Consider the following 15,759-nt stretch of genomic DNA (forward strand, 5'->3'; position numbering starts at 1 on the left):
TCACCCCGTCAGGGCGCGCGGCTCGGCCTCGGGCATCCGGATGTTGCGCTCCAGGCTGGCGCTGTTCACCAGGACCGCCGCCTGGGTCCGGTTCCGCACCCCGAGCCGCCGCAGCAGCGCGGTGATGTGGGCCTTCACCGTGGCCTCGGCCAGCGACAATTCGTAGGCGATCAGCTTGTTCGGCATCCCGGCGCAGATCAGCCCCATGATGCGGGCCTGCTGCGGCGTCAGCTCGCCGATGCGCCGCGCGATCTCGTCGGCGTCCACCCCGTCCTTCGGCGCCGCACGCTTCTGCGGACAGTATCCCGCCGGCAGGAACTTGTCGCCGTTCTGCACCCGTTGCAGCGCCGTTGCGATCACGCTGCGCGAGGCGTCCTTGGGGATGAACCCGGCCGCCCCGGCCTCCATCAGCGTCTGGATCGTGGAGTCGCAGACATCGGCCGAGATCACCAGGAACGGCACGTCCGAAAGCCTTTCCTTCAGGTTGTAGAACCCGGTCAGCCCCACGACGTCGGGCAGCTTCAGGTCCAGCAGCACCAGATCGGGCTGAAGCCCCGCGTCGAGCGCCGCCATGGCCTCGCGCAGCGACAGCACCGAGCGCACGGCCGACGTGTGAAACAGCGCGCTCAGGGTCGACGACAGCGCGTCGCAATAGAGCGGATGGTCGTCGATGACCAGGATCGACCTGATCTTGAGCGGCCCGTCCCTTTTCGGCATGTCCAGCATTTTTGTTCCTCCCTGAAAGGAGGTTAGCAAACCGCCCGCGCGCTAGGCAAGCGCGCTGGACGGCACGGGCGGGGTGCCGCCAAAGACGGCGGTCCCGGTCTCTCATGGCCGCAGCGCAGCGACGAAGCGGCGGCGGAAAACCCCCAGATCCGGAGCCTCCGGGGCCTTGCCGAACAGGCTTCGGTCGAGTTCATGCAGCACCGCAGCACGACCTGCGTTCGCGGGTGCCGCACGGTCGAGCTGCCGCGCCAGCGCCCGGACCGCCGCCGCATCACCCCGACGCGCGGCCCTTAACAGGCGGACGCGCAACCGATATTGCCGCAACTTCTCAATCGCAGGTTGCGCGCTTGCCTGGTGCGACCAGAGCGCCATGGCTACCCCCGCCAGCAGCGCGAGCGCCGCGATGGCCAGCAGACCGCGCGCCTGCAGCGCGACATAGGCGTGCGAACGGTCCTGCACCGCGGCGGGCGGCGGCGTCCCCTCCTCGAAGGCCACCCTTTGGGGCGAGATCACGACCTCGTGCTGCTGCCGGTCGCGGGTGTCGAAATAGCCGACGCGAATCGGCTCGAGAATCGCCGAGCGCGCGTTGGTCGGGGTGATCGTCCAGCGCCAGAACGCGATGGCTTCGGGGCCGTAGGGCGTGAGGTTGACCAGCCGCTTCTCGGGGTGGGCGAAGACCAGCCCCGAGGGCGATGTCAGCTCGGGCATCGGCGGCAGCATGTCGGGGCTGGCCCCGAGCGCCGCCACCCGGATCACCCGCAACACCCCCTCGCCGGGCTTCAGCTGGTCGGGCGGATTGGACCAGCTGTCGGAAATCTCCAGGTTCCTCACCGGGAACCACCAGCCCTTCACCGCCGGAGGCTCGGCCACCTCGAAGGTCACGGGGGCCGAATGGATGCTGTACTCGAACCAGCGGTTCGCCTCGTCCAGCAGCGTCAGCCTGTGCTCGAACGCTCCGATCTCGAGCTTGCCGGCCCGGTCGGGGAAGACCGCGATGCGGCGGCGCATGTTCTTCACCGGGCGGCCGTCGATCATGCTCTCGTACCAGTGATCCTCGCCGAGCTGCATCCAGTTCATGCCGTCGAGCTTGGGCTGGATCAGCTTCTCGCGGGTGATGTGGCGCTTGTAGACGCCGTGGATCGTCACCAGCACCATCTCGCCCACGAAGGGGGTCTGGGCCATCTCCTCGACCTGCACCTCCAGCGTCAGGTCGGCCGGGTCGACCGCCAGTGTCTGCGCCGTCGCGCCGGTGGCCAGCAAAAGGAGGCAAAGCATCAGGCGGATCACCACGGCTCCTCCTCCTGCGCCTGCCCGGTGCCGGAATCGCGGCGGCGGCGGTATTCCTCGAGGATGCGCGCCCGCAGGAAGACGCCCGGCACATCCTCCAGCGTCGCCAGCCAGCGGGGGTTCGCCGCGATGAAGCTGTCGTCGAAGACCCGCCGCACGCCCAGCTGTTCGCCGCTTTGCAGGGACGGCAGGGCGATCGTCGCGCCCTTGTTCGTCACCTCGTCGCCCGACCCCGAGGCGCGGCCCGACCCCCGGCCGACCTCGGCCGCCTCCACCGGGCCGTCGGTCTTCTCCTTGAAATACGACACCGACGCCGCGTCGATCGCCCGCGCGCCATAGAAGGCGGCCACCAGGTCGAAGTTCGCCCGCGCCTCCACGTCCGGCCCAAGAGCCATGGCAAGGTCGTAGGCCTCCAGCGCCGCGGCGTAATTGGCGGCCAGCACCTCGGCCGTGCCGAGGTCGTAGGCCGCTTCCGGACCCGCCGCGCGGAATGCCTCGGCCGACTCTGCGAACCGCCCGGCGTCGAACAGCGCCACGCCGCGCCACGCGGGATCCTCCAGCAGCGGCACAGCCAGCCCCGGCAGGTTCAGCGCCAGCGCCGCCCGGCCCAGCGGCGCGGTGCCGCCCAGGACCGCCGACAGCGCAAGGCAGAGGGCGCCGAGGGCAAGGGCGAGCCAGCGCATCACGCCGCCTCCCGCCGGAACAGGAGCGCCGCCGGGATCAGCGCCAGCAAGAGCAGGATCCGGCCGTAACCCCGCAGGAACAGCAGCTTCAGATCCTGCCGCTCGAGCCGCGGATCGTCCTGGCGGCCGAAGTCCGCCATGATCCGCGCGGTGTCGTCGACGCCATAGACGGCGCCCTGCCCCGCCTCCGCCAGCCGCGCCAGCGCCTGCGGGTCCACGGGCGCGCCATGGGGCGCGGTTTCGGCCCCGACGACCGACAGCCGCGCGCCGCGGCCCGCGATCCGCCCGGCCGCCGCCATCGCCTCGGGCCCCAGCCCCGCGCCGTCGGTGAACAGGATCACGTCGCCCGCCAGGATCCCGGCCCGCTCCAGCAGGTCCGCCGCCTGGTCCAGCGCTAGGGCGGGGCGGTTGCCGCGGTCGGGGATCGTCTCATCGTCGAGAAGCGAGATCGTCTGACCCATCTGCACCCGGTCCGTGGTCAGCGGCGAGGCGAGGTAGCTGTCGCCGGAATAGACGATCAGCGCCGCGGGCTTGGTGCCGAGCACGCTCAGCGCCGCGCGGGCCATGGTAACGGTCTTCGGCCAGGTCGCGTCGCGGGTCATCGAGGCCGACAGGTCCATCACGAAAACCACGCCGTCGAGGTTGCGGAAGGTCTGCGCGTCCCTCCGGGGCAGCGCGGGCCCGGTCAGCGCCAGCGCCACCAGCGCCGCCATGGCGAAGGGCGGCCAGCCGCCCAGCCGCGCGCCCGAGAGGTCCACCCGCCCCATGCCGCGCATCGCCGCCATCAGGTGCGGGTCGATCCGCGCCTGCCAGTCCCCCAGCCCCCCGGTACGGAGAAGCCGCACGACCGCCAGCGCCACCACCACCGGCACGGCCAGGAGCCACCAGGGCCGCAGCAGCACGATCTCCGCCAGCCCGCTCATCCCCGCCGCCACCCGAGCCAGAGGCCCAGCAGCCCGGCAAGCAGCGCGGGCCAGATCCAGAGTTCCCGGTAGGTCTCGGCCGCCAGACCGGCGCGCGCGGTCGGCTCCAGCCGGTCGAGGTCAGCCGCCACCGCCTCCAGGTCGTCCAGGGTCTTCCCCCGGAACATCTTCCCGCCGCTGATGTCCGCCACGGCCTGAAGCGTCGCGGCGTCGACCACGCCGCGCTCCTCCGGCGCCTCGGCCAGGGTCTTCGGCGCCATGGCGATGGTGTGGACCCTGACCCCCATCTCGCGCGCCAGCCGCGCCACGTCGCGCGGTATGGCGGAGCCCGCGTTGTTGGTGCCGTCCGACAGCAGGATCACCACCTTGGTCTGTGCGTCCGAAGCCTCCAGCCGCTTCAGCGCGAGGCCGAGCGCATCGGAGATGTTCGTCGCCCGCCCCGAGATGCCGATGACGAGGTCGCGGATCGTGTCGGCCACGGCGCCGGTGTCGAATGTCGGCGCGGCGGCGGCATAGGCTTCGGAGCCGAAGACGATCAGCCCCAGCCGGTCCCCCGCCCGGTCCCGTGCAAACCGCTCGCCCACCCGCTTCAGCGCGTCGAAGCGGGTGATCGGCTTTCCGTCGAGGCTGAAGTCGTCCCTGACCATCGACCCCGAGAGGTCGAACGCGAGGATCAGGTCGCGTCCCGTCATCGGCAGCGCCACGTTCGGCGCCAGCTGCCGCGGCCCGGCCAGGGCGATTACCAGCAGCACCCAGACAAGTCCGGGCAGCGCCATGCTGCGCCAGGGCATGCCCTTCACGCCCTCGGCCCCGGCCAGGATGTGACGCCCCACGCCCTCGGGCACGATCAGCACGGCGCGCGACCGGGCGGCTGCGGGGGCGGCGAGATAGATCAGCACCGGGATAGCCAGCAGCAGGAAGGCGGCGGGATCGGCGAACTCAGGCATCCGCACGCCTTTGCGTCAGGACCGCTTCCAGCTCGGCGCTGTCGGGGAAGCGGCCGGGCAGATAGAGGCGCGCCCGCAGCCGTTCGGCCTCCGTCGGCGCGGTGTCGCGCAGAAGGTGCAGCATCGCCACCGCGCGCTCCTCTTCCGGCAGGCCCCGCGCCGCCGCGATCCGCGCGGCAAGCAGGCTTCGCGCATCCCGCCGCGCCCGCCGCCGGGCGAAAAGCGGCAGCAGCAGTCCAAGCACACCGGCCAGCAGCAGTCCCAGCCCGAGCGCCACCAGCACGTCGGCCAGCCGCCCGCCCGCCGCGGCATCCGGCAGGCGGATGCCGTGGAGCGAGGCAAGCATCTCGTCCCGCGTCATGGCCATGGGGCGGCCTGCCGCAGCGCCTCGGCCACGGGTTCGCCCGCGTCGATCCGCGCGACATCGTATCCGGCGAGAGAGGCCGCCGGGTCCGCAGCCGCCGTCCGGCCGCGGAACAGCGCCCGGAACCGCCCGCCGCCGGGGGCGGACAGCGGATAGTACCCGGCCGGCAGATCCTCGAGCGCGCCGTCCCCGATCAGCAGGAACTGCGGCGTTCGGTGCTGCGACAGCTCGCCGAGCGCCGTGTCGAACCCCGGCCCCCGCGCATCCAGCGCCGAGGCGATGATCACCGAGGCGCCGCGCGGCACGATCCGCCCGAGGTCCTCCAGCGCGCGGTCGAGCGGCGGATCGTCCTGCACCTGACCGCGCCCCGCGGCGGACAGCGCCGCGGCATGGGCGCGGACCATGCCGCCGATCACCGCCAGCATCCCCCGTGTCCGCGACTGGGTGCGCACGATCACCCGGCTTTCGCCGGTCAGCGCCATCAGGCCGACGCGCCCGCCCGCATCCACCGCCTGCCAGCCGAGCCAGGCCAGCGCCTCGGCCGCCGCGACCGAGCGCAGGGCCCTCTTCATCCCCCAGAGCATCGAGGGCCGGAAATCGGCGACAAGGAAGCTGACCCGGTCCCGCTCCTCGTGGAAGGTGCGCACGTGCAGCACGCCGGTCCGGGCCGTCGCGCCGCGGTCGAGGTGGCGCAGGTCGTCGCCGTGCACATAGGCGCGGTTGTCGGCGATCACCTGCCCCTGCCCGCGCTTCCTGAGTGCGAAACCGCCCGGCAGCGAACTGGGCCGGACCGGGCCGCGCCGCTGTTCCGCCACCGCCCCGCGCAGCGCGATCAGCTCGGCCGCGCCGAGGGTCACACCTGTCCCGGAGAGGCCGACTCCGCTCACAACGGCTCCGTCCTTTCCAGGATCTCGGCGACCAGCGCGCGGGGCGTGCGGCCCTCGGCCGTGGCCGACCAGGTCAGGATCATCCGGTGCGACAGGGCATCCGCCGCCATCGCCTCCACGTCCTCGGGCAGGGCATGGTCTCGGCCCAGCAGCCAGGCCCGCGCCCGAGCCGCTGCCGCCAGCGCCAGCGTGCCCCGCGGGGAAACGGCATGGGCGACCTCGGCGGCCACCGGCGCCTCCCGCGTCGCCACCACCAGCCGCACGATGTAGTCGCGCAGGGCGGGCGACAGGTGAACCTGCCGCACGGCGCCCCGCGCCTCGCGCACCGACTGGAGGCTGACCTCGGGCGGCGTGCCCGCACCGTCCCGCTGCTCGCCCTCCACGAGGTCGAGGATCCGCCGCTCGGTCGTCAGGTCCGGCAGGCCCAGCTGGATGTGCAGCAGGAACCGGTCCATCTGCGCCTCGGGGAGGGGGAACGTCCCCTCGTGCTCGATCGAGTTCTGCGTGGCGACGACCAGGAACGGATCGGGCAGCGCGTGGGTCGTGCCGCCGCTCGTCACCTGCTGCTCGGCCATCGCCTCCAGCAGGGCCGACTGCAACTTCGGGGGCGCGCGGTTGATCTCGTCCACCAGCACGAGGTTGTGGAACACGGGTCCCGGCGCGAAGGCGAACCGGCCGGTTTCGGGATTGAACACGTCGGTGCCTGTCAGGTCGCTTGGCAGCAGGTCGGGCGTGCACTGCACCCGCGCGAAATCGCCGTGGAGCGCCGAGGCGAGGAGCTTGGCCGCCCGCGTCTTCGCCAGCCCCGGCGCGCCCTCGACCAGGAGATGCCCGCCGGTCAGAAGCCCGATCAGCAGATGTTCGATCAGCGCCTCGCTGCCGATCAGCCCCTGCCCCAGCCAATCGCGCAGGGCCGCGATCCGCTCGTATGCCGCTTGTGACTTGGCGTCCAGCACGTCGCCCTCCCGCTTTCTCGGGACCATACTGGAAGGCTTGCGGTCGACTGGCCATACAGCCCAAGGTCGGGGTCGGGGCGCTCAGTCCGGCAGGTCGGTGCAGCCGTCGTCAAGCAGCAGCGCGAACGCCGGGTCCTGCATCGTCTCGCGCGTGCTGGCGGCGATCCGGTCGAAATTGGCGTCGATGAAGGTCAGCAGCTGCTCCGAGTTGGTCGAGTCCAGCCGGGAGGCCGCCAGCGCGTGCAGCATGAACACGTCGAAACCGCAGAGCCCGGCGGGATTGCTGCCGAGAAGTCCGCGCATGAAGGCTTCGGAAGTCCAGGGCCGGTAGCGCAGGTTCACCGGCACCTCCTGGAGCTTCGACAGGAACGGCACGTCGCGGTCGAACTTCAGGATATCCGCGCCGAAGGAGACGACCTGGTACATCTCCTCGATCAGGATCGAGGTGTAGAACCGGGTCTGGAGCGGCGTCGGCTCGCCCGGCGCCTGGCTGATCATCAGGTGCGCCGTCGCGCCGTTGCGCCCGAAGAATCCGTTCGCCTCGGCCGGGGAAGCGACGGGCATGTGCCATCGCGGCGGAAAGCGGATGTCGAACTCGCGGTCCAGCACCTTCAGGTCGCCGTTGAACGCCGAGGAGGGCGGCGTTCCGGAATAGACGCGGATGTACATCCGCTGGTGCGGCGGGCAGGACTCGATCCCGTCGCCCGCGAAGGTCACGGGGGCGGTGCGGCCGTAGATGCGGCGGAGGAGGCCGGTGTAGGCGGTGACGACGCTGCGGGTCAGCGGCGTCGGTGTCTCGCCGAACAGGCAGATGTCGCCCAGCGCCACCTCGCGGCTGTCGAGCTTCGGCTCGACCGTGCCGGGCCGCCGCATACGCGCGGTGTCGAGGTCATAGACCCAGCCGGTCTGCGCCAGTTTCAGGAAATCCGCGCGGCTCGGACCCGCGAGGGCGGGAAGTGCGACGAGGCAGAAGAACGCCGCCAGCATCGTTCCGACTGTCCGCACCCGACACCCCTTCACACTTCGGACACCCGACCGCGGCACCGCCTCAGGCCGGCTGCCCGCGATAGATCAGCTCGGCCGCGTCGTTGCCCGAGAACGCCTCGGCCCGCTTCTGCAGCTCACCGTGGAGCGGCGACTTGATGCACACCGGATCGGTCGCCGCCGGATCGCCCGCCAGCGCCATCGCCTGGCAGCGGCAGCCGCCGAAATCCTTCGTCTTGCGCTCGCAGGACCGACAGGGCTCCTGCATCCACTCGTAGCCGCGGTAGGCGTTGAAGGCCGATCCGTTGTACCAGATGTCCGCCAGCCCCCTGTCGCGCACGTTGTCGAAGGAAAGGCTCGGGATCGTCTGCGCGGCATGGCAGGGCAGCACCTCCCCGTCCGGCGCCACGTTCAGCCCCGACGACCCCCAGCCGCCCATGCAGCGTTTCGGATAGTCCGAGTGATAGTCGGCCGGCACATAGTCCAGCACCAGCCGCCCCTTCAGCGCCGCCCGCGCCTCGGCGACGATGCGGCTCGCCTCCTGCGCCTGTTCCTTCGTCGGCATCAGCGCGTCGCGGTTCTGCATCGCCCAGCCGTGGAACTGGACGATGGCGACCTCGATCCGCCGCGCCTCCATCTCCAGCGCCATCTCGATGGCGCGGGGCAGCTGGTGCAGGTTCCGCCGGTGGACGACAGCGTTCAGCGTCAGGGGGATGCCGCTGGCCTTGATCCACTCGGCCACCATCATCTTGCGTTTGAAGCCGCCCTTGTAGCCGCCGATGTTGTCCGCCATCTCGGCGTCCGTGCCCTGCAGCGACAGCTGGATGTGGTCCAGCCCCGCCTCGTCCAGCTCGGCCATCCGCCGCTCCGAAAGCCCGATGCCCGAGGTGATGAGGTTGGTGTAAAGCCCCGCCTCCCGCGCGGCCTTCACCAGCTCCACCAGATCCCGGCGCGAGGCAGGCTCGCCCCCGGAGAGGTGCAGTTGAAGCACGCCAAGCTCTGCGGCCTCGTGGAACACACGGATCCAGTCCTCGGTCGACAGCTCGCGCTCCTTCCGTGCCAGCTCCACCGGGTTCGAGCAGTAGGGGCAGGACAGCGGACAGCGGTGGGTCAGCTCGGCCAGCATGGCAATCGGCGCAGGGATCCCCCGCGCCCGCCCCTCGGCGTGCAGATCGGTGACTGTGCTTCCGTCCATCATGCGACCTCCAGTATCCGGCGGTTCATCAGCCCCTCAATGAACTCCCCCGCGTCCTTGGCAATCTGCTCTTCCGGCGCGTTGTACTTCGCGGCCAGCCCCGCGGTGATCGCCCCGAAGCTGCGACTCCCGTCGATCTCGGACAGGATCGCGTGGCCGATCGGGTCGAGCCTTATGGCCCGCTCCGGCGCCAGCAGCACCCAGCTTCCGCGCACGCGGTCCTCGTGCAGCCGCACGCCGCGGGGAATGACGGGGATGTCCTCCGGGCTCATGACGCCTTCGCCTGCGGCGTTTCCGTAAGATGCGTGCCCGGCTGCCAGGCCCCCGGCGGAATCCGCGCGGGCGCGACATAGGCCGAGTGCAGCGCGTCGAGCTGCGACCAAAGCACGTCGGTCTTAAACATCAGCGCCCTCGCCGCCGCGTCCTGCTTCTCGGCCGTGTCGGCGTGGTCCAGCACCCATTGCAGACCGAAGGCGACGTCCTTCGGCGCCTCCTTCAGGCGGTTCCTGAAGTACGACAGGCTCGAATCGTCCGCGAAGGCATAGTTGGCCAGCAGCCCCTCGATCCGCTGCGCGTGGATGGCGGGCGCGAACAGCTCGGTCAGCGAGGCCGCGACGGCCTCCAGCAGCGTCTCGTCCCGCACGAAGCGCACATAGGCATCGACGGCGAACTTCGTCGCCGCCAGCACGCCATCGGTGCTGGCCACATAGTCACGGTCGAGCCCCACCGCGTCGGCGAGGCGCAGCCAGCGCTGGATGCCGCCCTCGTTGTCGGCGGTGCCGTCGTGATCCTCGATCCGGCTCCGCCATGCCTTGCGCAGCGCCGGATCGGTGACGCGCGACATGAAGGCCGCGTCCTTCATCGGAATCCGCGACTGGTAGTAGTACCGGTTGATGACCCAGGCGCGCACCTGGTCCGGCGTGCAGCCGCCGGAGTGCAGAAGGTGATGGAACGGGTGCTTGTCGTGGTACCGCTCGGCGCCGATCTGGCGCAGGCGGGCTTCGAACTCGGACTTGGTTGCGGTCATGGCGTCAACTCCATTCCATCGGCGGCGATGATCCAGCCCCGTGCCTCGGCCTCGGCCCGCTCGGCCGAATCCGGGCGCAGGACGGGGTTTGTGTTGTTCATGTGGACGAAGACCTTCCGTCCCACGGTAATCCCCTCGAACGCGGCCATCGAGCCGTCGTCGCCGGACATCGACATGTGCCCCATGCGCTTGCCCGTCTTCTGGCTCAGCCCCGCGCGGACCATCTCGTCATCCTGCCACAGGGTGCCGTCGAAGAACACCATGTCGGCCCCCTGAAGCCGACGCGCCAGGTTCAGCTTCATCACGGCGCAGCCGGGGATGTAGAAGACATTCTTGGAGCCGTCCGTCAGGTGCACGCCCACGGTCTGTTCGCCCTCCAGCTCGGTCTCGACCGTTTCGCCTTCGAGGTAGAGCGGCACCTTGCCGGGCACGGCGAACAGCGTCGCGGTGAGACGGGGCAGCAGTTCGACCGGCGCATCAAGGGCCACGGTGCGGCGGATCACCAGGTCGGGGCGAAGGGCGGTGAAGATCGGGTTGGCCTCGATCACGCCGTGGATCTCGCGCGTGGCGAACAGCGTGAAGGGTTGTTGTTCACGCAGGGTCAGAAGACCGGCGACGTGGTCTATGTCGCCGTTGGTCAGCAGCACCGCCTTCAGCGGGCTTTCCCGCAGCCCCGTCGGGTGCATGGACGGGATCCAGGCCATCTGGTCGCGGATGTCGGGAGAAGCGTTCAGGACCGCCCAGTCCGTTCCGTTGACGCTGAACGCCACCGAGGATTGGGACTGCGACGGGATCTCGCCCGCGCGGGCCAGGTTGCAGTTGAGGCAACCGCAGTTCCACTGCGGCAGGCCGCCCCCGGCAGCGGCCCCGAGGATGCACGCGCGCAGGCTCATCGCAATGTCCCGCGCGCGTCCGGATCAGAACAGGTCGTCGCCGTCGCGCTCTTCGCCTTCCGGTCCGTACATGTTGATTTCCATGCCGCACTCGATTTCGCGCAGAACGGGTTTGCTCCAGGCCATTGGTCATTCCTCCACAAGGGTTTCCGTACCGTGAATGTGGGCATCCGACCCCTCCGCGTCAAAACTTATGTTCTAAGAGATACTTAAGTATCACCCGCCCGCGGCGCCGGGAACGGCGGGCCCAGGACGAAGCCGCGGTTGCGTATGGTCCTGATTTCCAACCGCGACTCCTCGAGCGCGGCCAGTTTCCGGCGCAGGTATCCGATGTAGACGTCGACCACGTTCTCCGACGACGAGCCCTCCTTCGCCCAGAGCGAATCGAAGATCTCGCCCCGCGACAGGATCTCGCCCGCCCGGTCGTGCAGCATCTCGAACAGCTCGAACTCCCGCTCCGTCAGCTCCACCGCCTGCCCGCCGCGGCAGCGGAGACGGCGCGATGTCGGATCGACGCTCAGCGCGGGCACCGCCGCCCGCCGCTCCTGCACCTTCAGCCGCGCCACCAGTTCGTCGAAGGAGAAGGGCTTGACGATATAGTCGTCCGCCCCGGCCTCCAGCCCCGCCGCGCGGTCCTCGACCTCCGCCAGGGCGGAGAGCATCAGAAGCGGCTTGGCGACGCCCGAGGCGCGCAGCGAACGCACCAGCGCGATGCCGCTGTCCGCACCGATCATCACGTCGATGATCGCGGCGGTCACCGCGGGATCGGCGATCTGGTCCGGCACCCCTGCCACCGCCCGGGCGCAGCGGGTGTCATAGCCGTGCATCCGCAGCCCCCGCGACAGGGCATCGGTGATCTCAGGGTCGTCGTCGACGATCAGGATGGTCGGCATGGTCATGGGCCAGACGCTAGCCTTCCGCCAGGGGCAGAGAAACCGTGACCAAAGTGCCGGTCGCCTCCCCGAGCCGCAGCGCCGCGGGCACCGGACTGTCGAGCGCGATCGAACCGCCCTGCTGGCCCACCACCCAGGATGCCAGCGCCAGCCCGATCCCGAACCCCTCGCGCCGGGTGTCGCCCGGTCCCTGCCCGAACCGCTCCATCCCCCGGGCGCGGTCGGCGGGGGCGATGCCGGGGCCGTTGTCCACCACCCGCACCCGGCCCGCATCGCCCGTGCGGTCGCACAGCACCGCGATCCGCCCGCCGTCGCGCGCATGGCGCAACCCGTTCTCGACCAGTCCGGCGATCACCTGCCGGGTCCAGTTCGGATCGCCCGTCACCGGCACCTCGCCCGCCGTCTCGACCTCCAGCGTCACCCCCGCGCTCGCCGCGGGCGCGCGCATGTCCTCCACCGCCTCGCGCACCGCGGTGCCGAGGTCGAAGCGCAGCGACTGGAGGCTCAGCGTTCCGCTGTCCGACCGCGCCACGCGCAGCAGGTCGTCGATCCGCCGGTTCAGACGCCGCGCCCGCGCCTCGATCACGCCGAAGGGGCCGTCCGGCGCCGCGCCGCCCTTCAGCGCCAGCTCCGTCTCCATCAGGATCACCGTCAGCGGTGTCCTGAGCTCGTGGCTCACGTCCGCGAAGAACCGCCGCCGGTCCTCGTCCGTCTTGGCCAGTGCCGCGTTGGCGCTGCGCAGGGCCTCGGTCTGTTCGGCAATGGTCTGGTTCAGCCGCGCCCATTCCGTCTCGACCTCGGCCTGCCGGGCCGCCAGAGCGCCGGCCATCCGGTTCGTCTCGCGGAACAGGCGGCCGATCTCGTCAAGCCCGGTCTCGGGGAGGGCGACGGCGAAGTCCGCCCGCCCGATGCGCCGCGCCGCCTCCTGCAGCCGGGCGAGGCGGTCCATCTGCGGCCGCACCAGCAGCAGGTGGAACCCGGCGGCCATCAGCAGCGCCAGCGCCCCCACCGCGTAGGCCACCCGCGTCAGCCACTCCCGAAGGTCCGCGATCCCGGCAATGGTCTGCTCCCGCGCGCGCCGTTCCTCGGTGATGACGCCGTTCAGCAGCGGATCGAACCCCAGCGAGAAGGCATTGAGCCGCCCCAGGAGCGCATCCGGATCGGCCGCGTTCTGCCCGGCGCCGAACTGGTTGGCCATGTCGCGGAACAGCGCCTCCATCCGCGCGATGGCGATGCTGCGCGAGGCCCGGCGCGAGCGTTCGTCGAACCCGGCGTCCTCGGCCTCAACCGTGCGGTCCAGGTCATCGCGGATCAGGGCGAAGGTGTCGCGGATGTCGCCCGCCAGCCCCTCCAGCCGGGCGGCGCCGTATTCCGAGGTCGCCCGGTCGCGGTCCTGTCCGGCCTCGTAGACGACGGCGAGGAAGGTGCTGACCTGGCTCGCCAGCCGCCCGTACCGTTGAATCCGCTGCTCGCTCGCCAGCGCCGAATCGACCCGCTGGGCCATCTGGGCCATGCCGAAGATCGCCAGCCAGACGGCCAGCGCGGCCACCAGCCCGATCGCGCCCGCCCCGAGACCGAGGCGGGCGCGCAGAGACAGGCCGGTAAGGGTGGGCGACATGGCGGGGTCCAGGCGTCGGGGCGGACCTCAGGATGTGCCGCCCGCGCACGCCTTGTCCAGCCTGCCCGTGAAGCGCCGCCGTCAGCCCATGCCGTAGATCGGGAACCGGTCGCAGAGCGCGATCGCCCGCTGGCGCACCTTCGCCTCGACCGCGCCGTTGCCCTCCTCGCCGTTCTTCGCAAGGCCATCGACCACCTCGACGATCATCTCGGCCACTTCCGCGAACTCCGGCTCGCTGAAGCCCCGCGTCGTGCCCGCGGGCGTGCCGAGGCGAATGCCGCTGGTGATCGTCGGCTTCTCGTCGTCGAAGGGGATGCCGTTCTTGTTGCAGGTGATGTGCGCGCGCCCCAGCGCCTTCTCGGTCGCGTTGCCCTTCACCCCCTTGGGGCGCAGGTCCACCAGCAGAAGATGGCTGTCCGTGCCCCGCGTCACGACGTCGAGCCCGCCTTCCATCAGCCGCGCGCTCAGCACCTTGGCGTTGGCGATGACCTGCGCGATGTAATCCTTGAACTCCGGCCGCAGCGCCTCGCCGAAGGCCACCGCCTTCGCAGCGATCACATGCATCAGCGGCCCGCCCTGGATGCCCGGGAAGATGGCCGAGTTGACCTTCTTCGCGATGGCCTCGTCGTTGGTCAGGATCATGCCGCCGCGCGGGCCCCGCAGCGTCTTGTGCGTCGTCGTCGTGGCGACATGGGCGTGCGGGAACGGCGAGGGATAGGCCCCCGCGGCGATCAGCCCGGCGTAATGCGCCATGTCGACCAGCAGATAGGCCCCCACGCTGTCCGCGATCTCGCGGAACCGCCTGAAGTCGATGACCCGCGGAATGGCCGAGCCGCCGGCGATGATCATCTGCGGCTTGTGCTCGGCCGCAAGCGCGGCGATCTGGTCATAGTCGATGTCCAGCGTGTCGCGCCGCACGCCATACTGCACGGCGTTGAACCATTTGCCCGACTGGTTCGGCTTCGCACCGTGGGTCAGATGGCCGCCGGCGTCGAGGCTCATGCCCAGGATCGTGTCGCCCGGCTTCAGCAGGGCCGTGAACACCCCCTGGTTGGCCTGCGAGCCGGAATTCGGCTGGACGTTCGCGAATTGGCAGCCGAACAGCTGGCAGGCGCGGTCGATGGCGACCTCCTCGGCGATGTCCACGAACTCGCAGCCGCCATAGTAGCGGCGGCCGGGATAGCCCTCGGCATACTTATTGGTCATAACCGATCCCTGCGCCTGCATCACGGCGCGGGAAACGATGTTCTCGGAGGCGATCAGCTCGATCTCCTTGCGCTGCCGGTTCAGCTCGTGCTGGATCGCGCCGAAGATCGCGGGGTCGGTGTCGGACAGGGCGCGGGTGAAGAACCCGTTGTCACGGTGCGGCTTGTTCATGTCTTGCTCCTGAAAGTCGGGTCAGATCAGGCGGTCGCGCGGCGACCGGCCCTCGAAGAAGTCGGTGAGGTTGTCGAGCACGCGAAAGCCCATGGCCTCGCGCGTTTCCCGCGTCGCGCTGCCGAGATGGGGCAGCATCACGAGGTTGTCGCACTCGGCGAGGTCGGGATGGATCCGCGGCTCCTCGGCATAGACGTCCAGCGCGGCGCCGCCGATGGTCTCGAACCACAGGGCCTGCGCCAGCGCCTGCTCGTCCACCACGTTGCCCCGGGCGGTGTTGATGAGGAAGGCATCCTTCTTCATCAGGCCCAGCCGCTCGGCATTCATCAGCTTCCGCGTCTCCTTGCCCCCCGGACAGTGCAGAGAGACGAAATCGCAAAGCGGCAGCATCGCCTCCAGGCTCTCGGCCTGGGTCGCACCGTAGCGCGCGAGCACCTCGGGATCGACGGTGGAACGGTTATATACAATAACCTTCATTCCGAACCCGTGATGCGCCCGCCGGGCCATCTCGCGGCCGATCCGGCCGAAGCCGACAAGCCCGATCACCTTGCCCGAGACCTTGGTGCCCATCAGGTGCGTCGGCCGCCAGCCCGTCCACTGGCCGTACTTCATCTCGCGCTCGCCTTCCGTGGTGCGGCGGGCGGCCATCATCAGCAGCGTCATCGCCAGGTCCGCCGTGCACTCCGACAGCACGTCGGGGGTGTTCGTCACGGTGATCCCGCGCGATTTCGCCGTCTCGAGGTCGATATGCTCGTGCCCCGCGCCGTAGTTCGCGATGATCCGCGCCCGCGCCTGCGGCACGTCCAGCGTCGCCGCCGACAGGTCGTCGGTGACGGTGGGCAGGAAGGCATCGAACCGGCCCAGCGCCTCGCGCAGCTCCTGGCGCGGCAGGGGCGTGTCGCTGCGGTTCAGCGTCACCTCGAAGTGCTCGGCCAGACGCGCCTCGACGGCATCCGGCCAGCGGCGGGTGAGGAAGATGGAGGGTTTGACCATGTCTCT

The 15,759-nt window shown here is 70.3% G+C and carries 18 protein-coding genes; all 18 read right to left on the reverse strand.

Features of this window, described 5'->3' with window-relative positions; genetic code table 11:
- Nucleotides 1-726 (reverse strand): response regulator, encoded by a 726-nt coding sequence (locus tag A7B20_RS00335; RefSeq protein ID WP_216641151.1) that lies wholly within the window; start codon nt 724-726, stop codon nt 1-3.
- Between the two features lie 102 nt (nt 727-828).
- A complete protein-coding gene (locus tag A7B20_RS00340) occupies nt 829-2,013 on the reverse strand; it encodes a BatD family protein (protein WP_157937567.1) in 1,185 nt (394 codons plus the stop codon).
- A complete protein-coding gene (locus tag A7B20_RS00345) occupies nt 2,010-2,696 on the reverse strand; it encodes a hypothetical protein (RefSeq protein WP_102106555.1) in 687 nt (228 codons plus the stop codon). Before A7B20_RS00345 ends, A7B20_RS00340 begins: the two co-directional genes overlap by 4 nt.
- A complete protein-coding gene (locus A7B20_RS00350; RefSeq protein WP_102106835.1) occupies nt 2,696-3,619 on the reverse strand; it encodes a vWA domain-containing protein in 924 nt (307 codons plus the stop codon). Before A7B20_RS00350 ends, A7B20_RS00345 begins: the two co-directional genes overlap by 1 nt.
- Nucleotides 3,616-4,566, reverse strand: a complete 951-nt coding sequence (locus tag A7B20_RS00355; RefSeq protein WP_102106556.1) for a VWA domain-containing protein — start codon at nt 4,564-4,566, stop codon at nt 3,616-3,618. Before A7B20_RS00355 ends, A7B20_RS00350 begins: the two co-directional genes overlap by 4 nt.
- Entirely contained in the window at nt 4,559-4,933 is a 375-nt protein-coding gene (locus tag A7B20_RS00360; protein ID WP_102106557.1) for a hypothetical protein, read from the reverse strand. Before A7B20_RS00360 ends, A7B20_RS00355 begins: the two co-directional genes overlap by 8 nt.
- A complete protein-coding gene (locus A7B20_RS00365) occupies nt 4,924-5,817 on the reverse strand; it encodes a DUF58 domain-containing protein (RefSeq protein WP_102106558.1) in 894 nt (297 codons plus the stop codon). The genes A7B20_RS00360 and A7B20_RS00365 overlap by 10 nt, the downstream gene beginning before the upstream one ends.
- On the reverse strand, nt 5,814-6,770 hold the full coding sequence (locus A7B20_RS00370) for an AAA family ATPase (RefSeq protein ID WP_245866459.1): 957 nt from the start codon (nt 6,768-6,770) through the stop codon (nt 5,814-5,816). Before A7B20_RS00370 ends, A7B20_RS00365 begins: the two co-directional genes overlap by 4 nt.
- An 84-nt stretch (nt 6,771-6,854) precedes the next feature.
- Nucleotides 6,855-7,778, reverse strand: a complete 924-nt coding sequence (locus A7B20_RS00375) for a hypothetical protein (RefSeq protein ID WP_157937568.1) — start codon at nt 7,776-7,778, stop codon at nt 6,855-6,857.
- Nucleotides 7,779-7,821: 43 nt separating this feature from the next.
- Nucleotides 7,822-8,952: a pyrroloquinoline quinone biosynthesis protein PqqE gene (gene pqqE / locus A7B20_RS00380; protein WP_102106561.1), complete on the reverse strand. Its 1,131-nt coding sequence runs from the start codon at nt 8,950-8,952 to the stop codon at nt 7,822-7,824.
- Nucleotides 8,952-9,224 carry a pyrroloquinoline quinone biosynthesis peptide chaperone PqqD gene (gene pqqD, locus A7B20_RS00385; protein ID WP_102106562.1) on the reverse strand — a complete coding sequence of 91 codons (273 nt, stop codon included), beginning with the start codon at nt 9,222-9,224 and terminating at the stop codon, nt 8,952-8,954. The genes pqqE and pqqD overlap by 1 nt, the downstream gene beginning before the upstream one ends.
- On the reverse strand, nt 9,221-9,979 hold the full coding sequence (pqqC, locus tag A7B20_RS00390) for a pyrroloquinoline-quinone synthase PqqC (protein ID WP_102106563.1): 759 nt from the start codon (nt 9,977-9,979) through the stop codon (nt 9,221-9,223). Before pqqC ends, pqqD begins: the two co-directional genes overlap by 4 nt.
- A complete protein-coding gene (gene pqqB, locus A7B20_RS00395) occupies nt 9,976-10,872 on the reverse strand; it encodes a pyrroloquinoline quinone biosynthesis protein PqqB (protein WP_102106564.1) in 897 nt (298 codons plus the stop codon). Before pqqB ends, pqqC begins: the two co-directional genes overlap by 4 nt.
- A gap of 24 nt (nt 10,873-10,896) precedes the next feature.
- Nucleotides 10,897-10,998: a pyrroloquinoline quinone precursor peptide PqqA gene (pqqA, locus tag A7B20_RS00400; protein ID WP_102106565.1), complete on the reverse strand. Its 102-nt coding sequence runs from the start codon at nt 10,996-10,998 to the stop codon at nt 10,897-10,899.
- 83 nt (nt 10,999-11,081) lie between these two features.
- A complete protein-coding gene (locus A7B20_RS00405) occupies nt 11,082-11,771 on the reverse strand; it encodes a response regulator transcription factor (protein ID WP_102106566.1) in 690 nt (229 codons plus the stop codon).
- 10 nt (nt 11,772-11,781) lie between these two features.
- On the reverse strand, nt 11,782-13,383 hold the full coding sequence (locus A7B20_RS00410; protein ID WP_102106567.1) for a sensor histidine kinase: 1,602 nt from the start codon (nt 13,381-13,383) through the stop codon (nt 11,782-11,784).
- Nucleotides 13,384-13,464: 81 nt separating this feature from the next.
- A complete protein-coding gene (gene glyA / locus A7B20_RS00415) occupies nt 13,465-14,760 on the reverse strand; it encodes a serine hydroxymethyltransferase (RefSeq protein ID WP_102106568.1) in 1,296 nt (431 codons plus the stop codon).
- A 21-nt stretch (nt 14,761-14,781) separates the two neighbouring features.
- On the reverse strand, nt 14,782-15,753 hold the full coding sequence (locus A7B20_RS00420) for a 2-hydroxyacid dehydrogenase (RefSeq protein WP_102106569.1): 972 nt from the start codon (nt 15,751-15,753) through the stop codon (nt 14,782-14,784).
- Between the last annotated feature and the right edge of the window lie 6 nt (nt 15,754-15,759).

Origin of the sequence: Oceaniglobus roseus (assembly GCF_002869745.1) — a bacterium.
Classification (GTDB): Bacteria; Pseudomonadota; Alphaproteobacteria; order Rhodobacterales; family Rhodobacteraceae; genus Oceaniglobus; species Oceaniglobus roseus.

Coding starts and splice junctions, on each gene's coding strand:
- A7B20_RS00420 (WP_102106569.1), bottom strand. CDS start 15,753: ATGGTCAAACCCTCCATCTTCCTCACCCGCCGCTGGCCGGATGCCGTC.
- A7B20_RS00360 (WP_102106557.1), bottom strand. CDS start 4,933: ATGGCCATGACGCGGGACGAGATGCTTGCCTCGCTCCACGGCATCCGC.
- pqqD (WP_102106562.1), bottom strand. CDS start 9,224: ATGAGCCCGGAGGACATCCCCGTCATTCCCCGCGGCGTGCGGCTGCAC.
- A7B20_RS00350 (WP_102106835.1), bottom strand. CDS start 3,619: ATGAGCGGGCTGGCGGAGATCGTGCTGCTGCGGCCCTGGTGGCTCCTG.
- A7B20_RS00355 (WP_102106556.1), bottom strand. CDS start 4,566: ATGCCTGAGTTCGCCGATCCCGCCGCCTTCCTGCTGCTGGCTATCCCG.
- glyA (WP_102106568.1), bottom strand. CDS start 14,760: ATGAACAAGCCGCACCGTGACAACGGGTTCTTCACCCGCGCCCTGTCC.
- pqqE (WP_102106561.1), bottom strand. CDS start 8,952: ATGGACGGAAGCACAGTCACCGATCTGCACGCCGAGGGGCGGGCGCGG.
- A7B20_RS00410 (WP_102106567.1), bottom strand. CDS start 13,383: ATGTCGCCCACCCTTACCGGCCTGTCTCTGCGCGCCCGCCTCGGTCTC.
- pqqA (WP_102106565.1), bottom strand. CDS start 10,998: ATGGCCTGGAGCAAACCCGTTCTGCGCGAAATCGAGTGCGGCATGGAA.
- pqqC (WP_102106563.1), bottom strand. CDS start 9,979: ATGACCGCAACCAAGTCCGAGTTCGAAGCCCGCCTGCGCCAGATCGGC.
- A7B20_RS00345 (WP_102106555.1), bottom strand. CDS start 2,696: ATGCGCTGGCTCGCCCTTGCCCTCGGCGCCCTCTGCCTTGCGCTGTCG.
- pqqB (WP_102106564.1), bottom strand. CDS start 10,872: ATGAGCCTGCGCGCGTGCATCCTCGGGGCCGCTGCCGGGGGCGGCCTG.
- A7B20_RS00335 (WP_216641151.1), bottom strand. CDS start 726: ATGCTGGACATGCCGAAAAGGGACGGGCCGCTCAAGATCAGGTCGATC.
- A7B20_RS00405 (WP_102106566.1), bottom strand. CDS start 11,771: ATGACCATGCCGACCATCCTGATCGTCGACGACGACCCTGAGATCACC.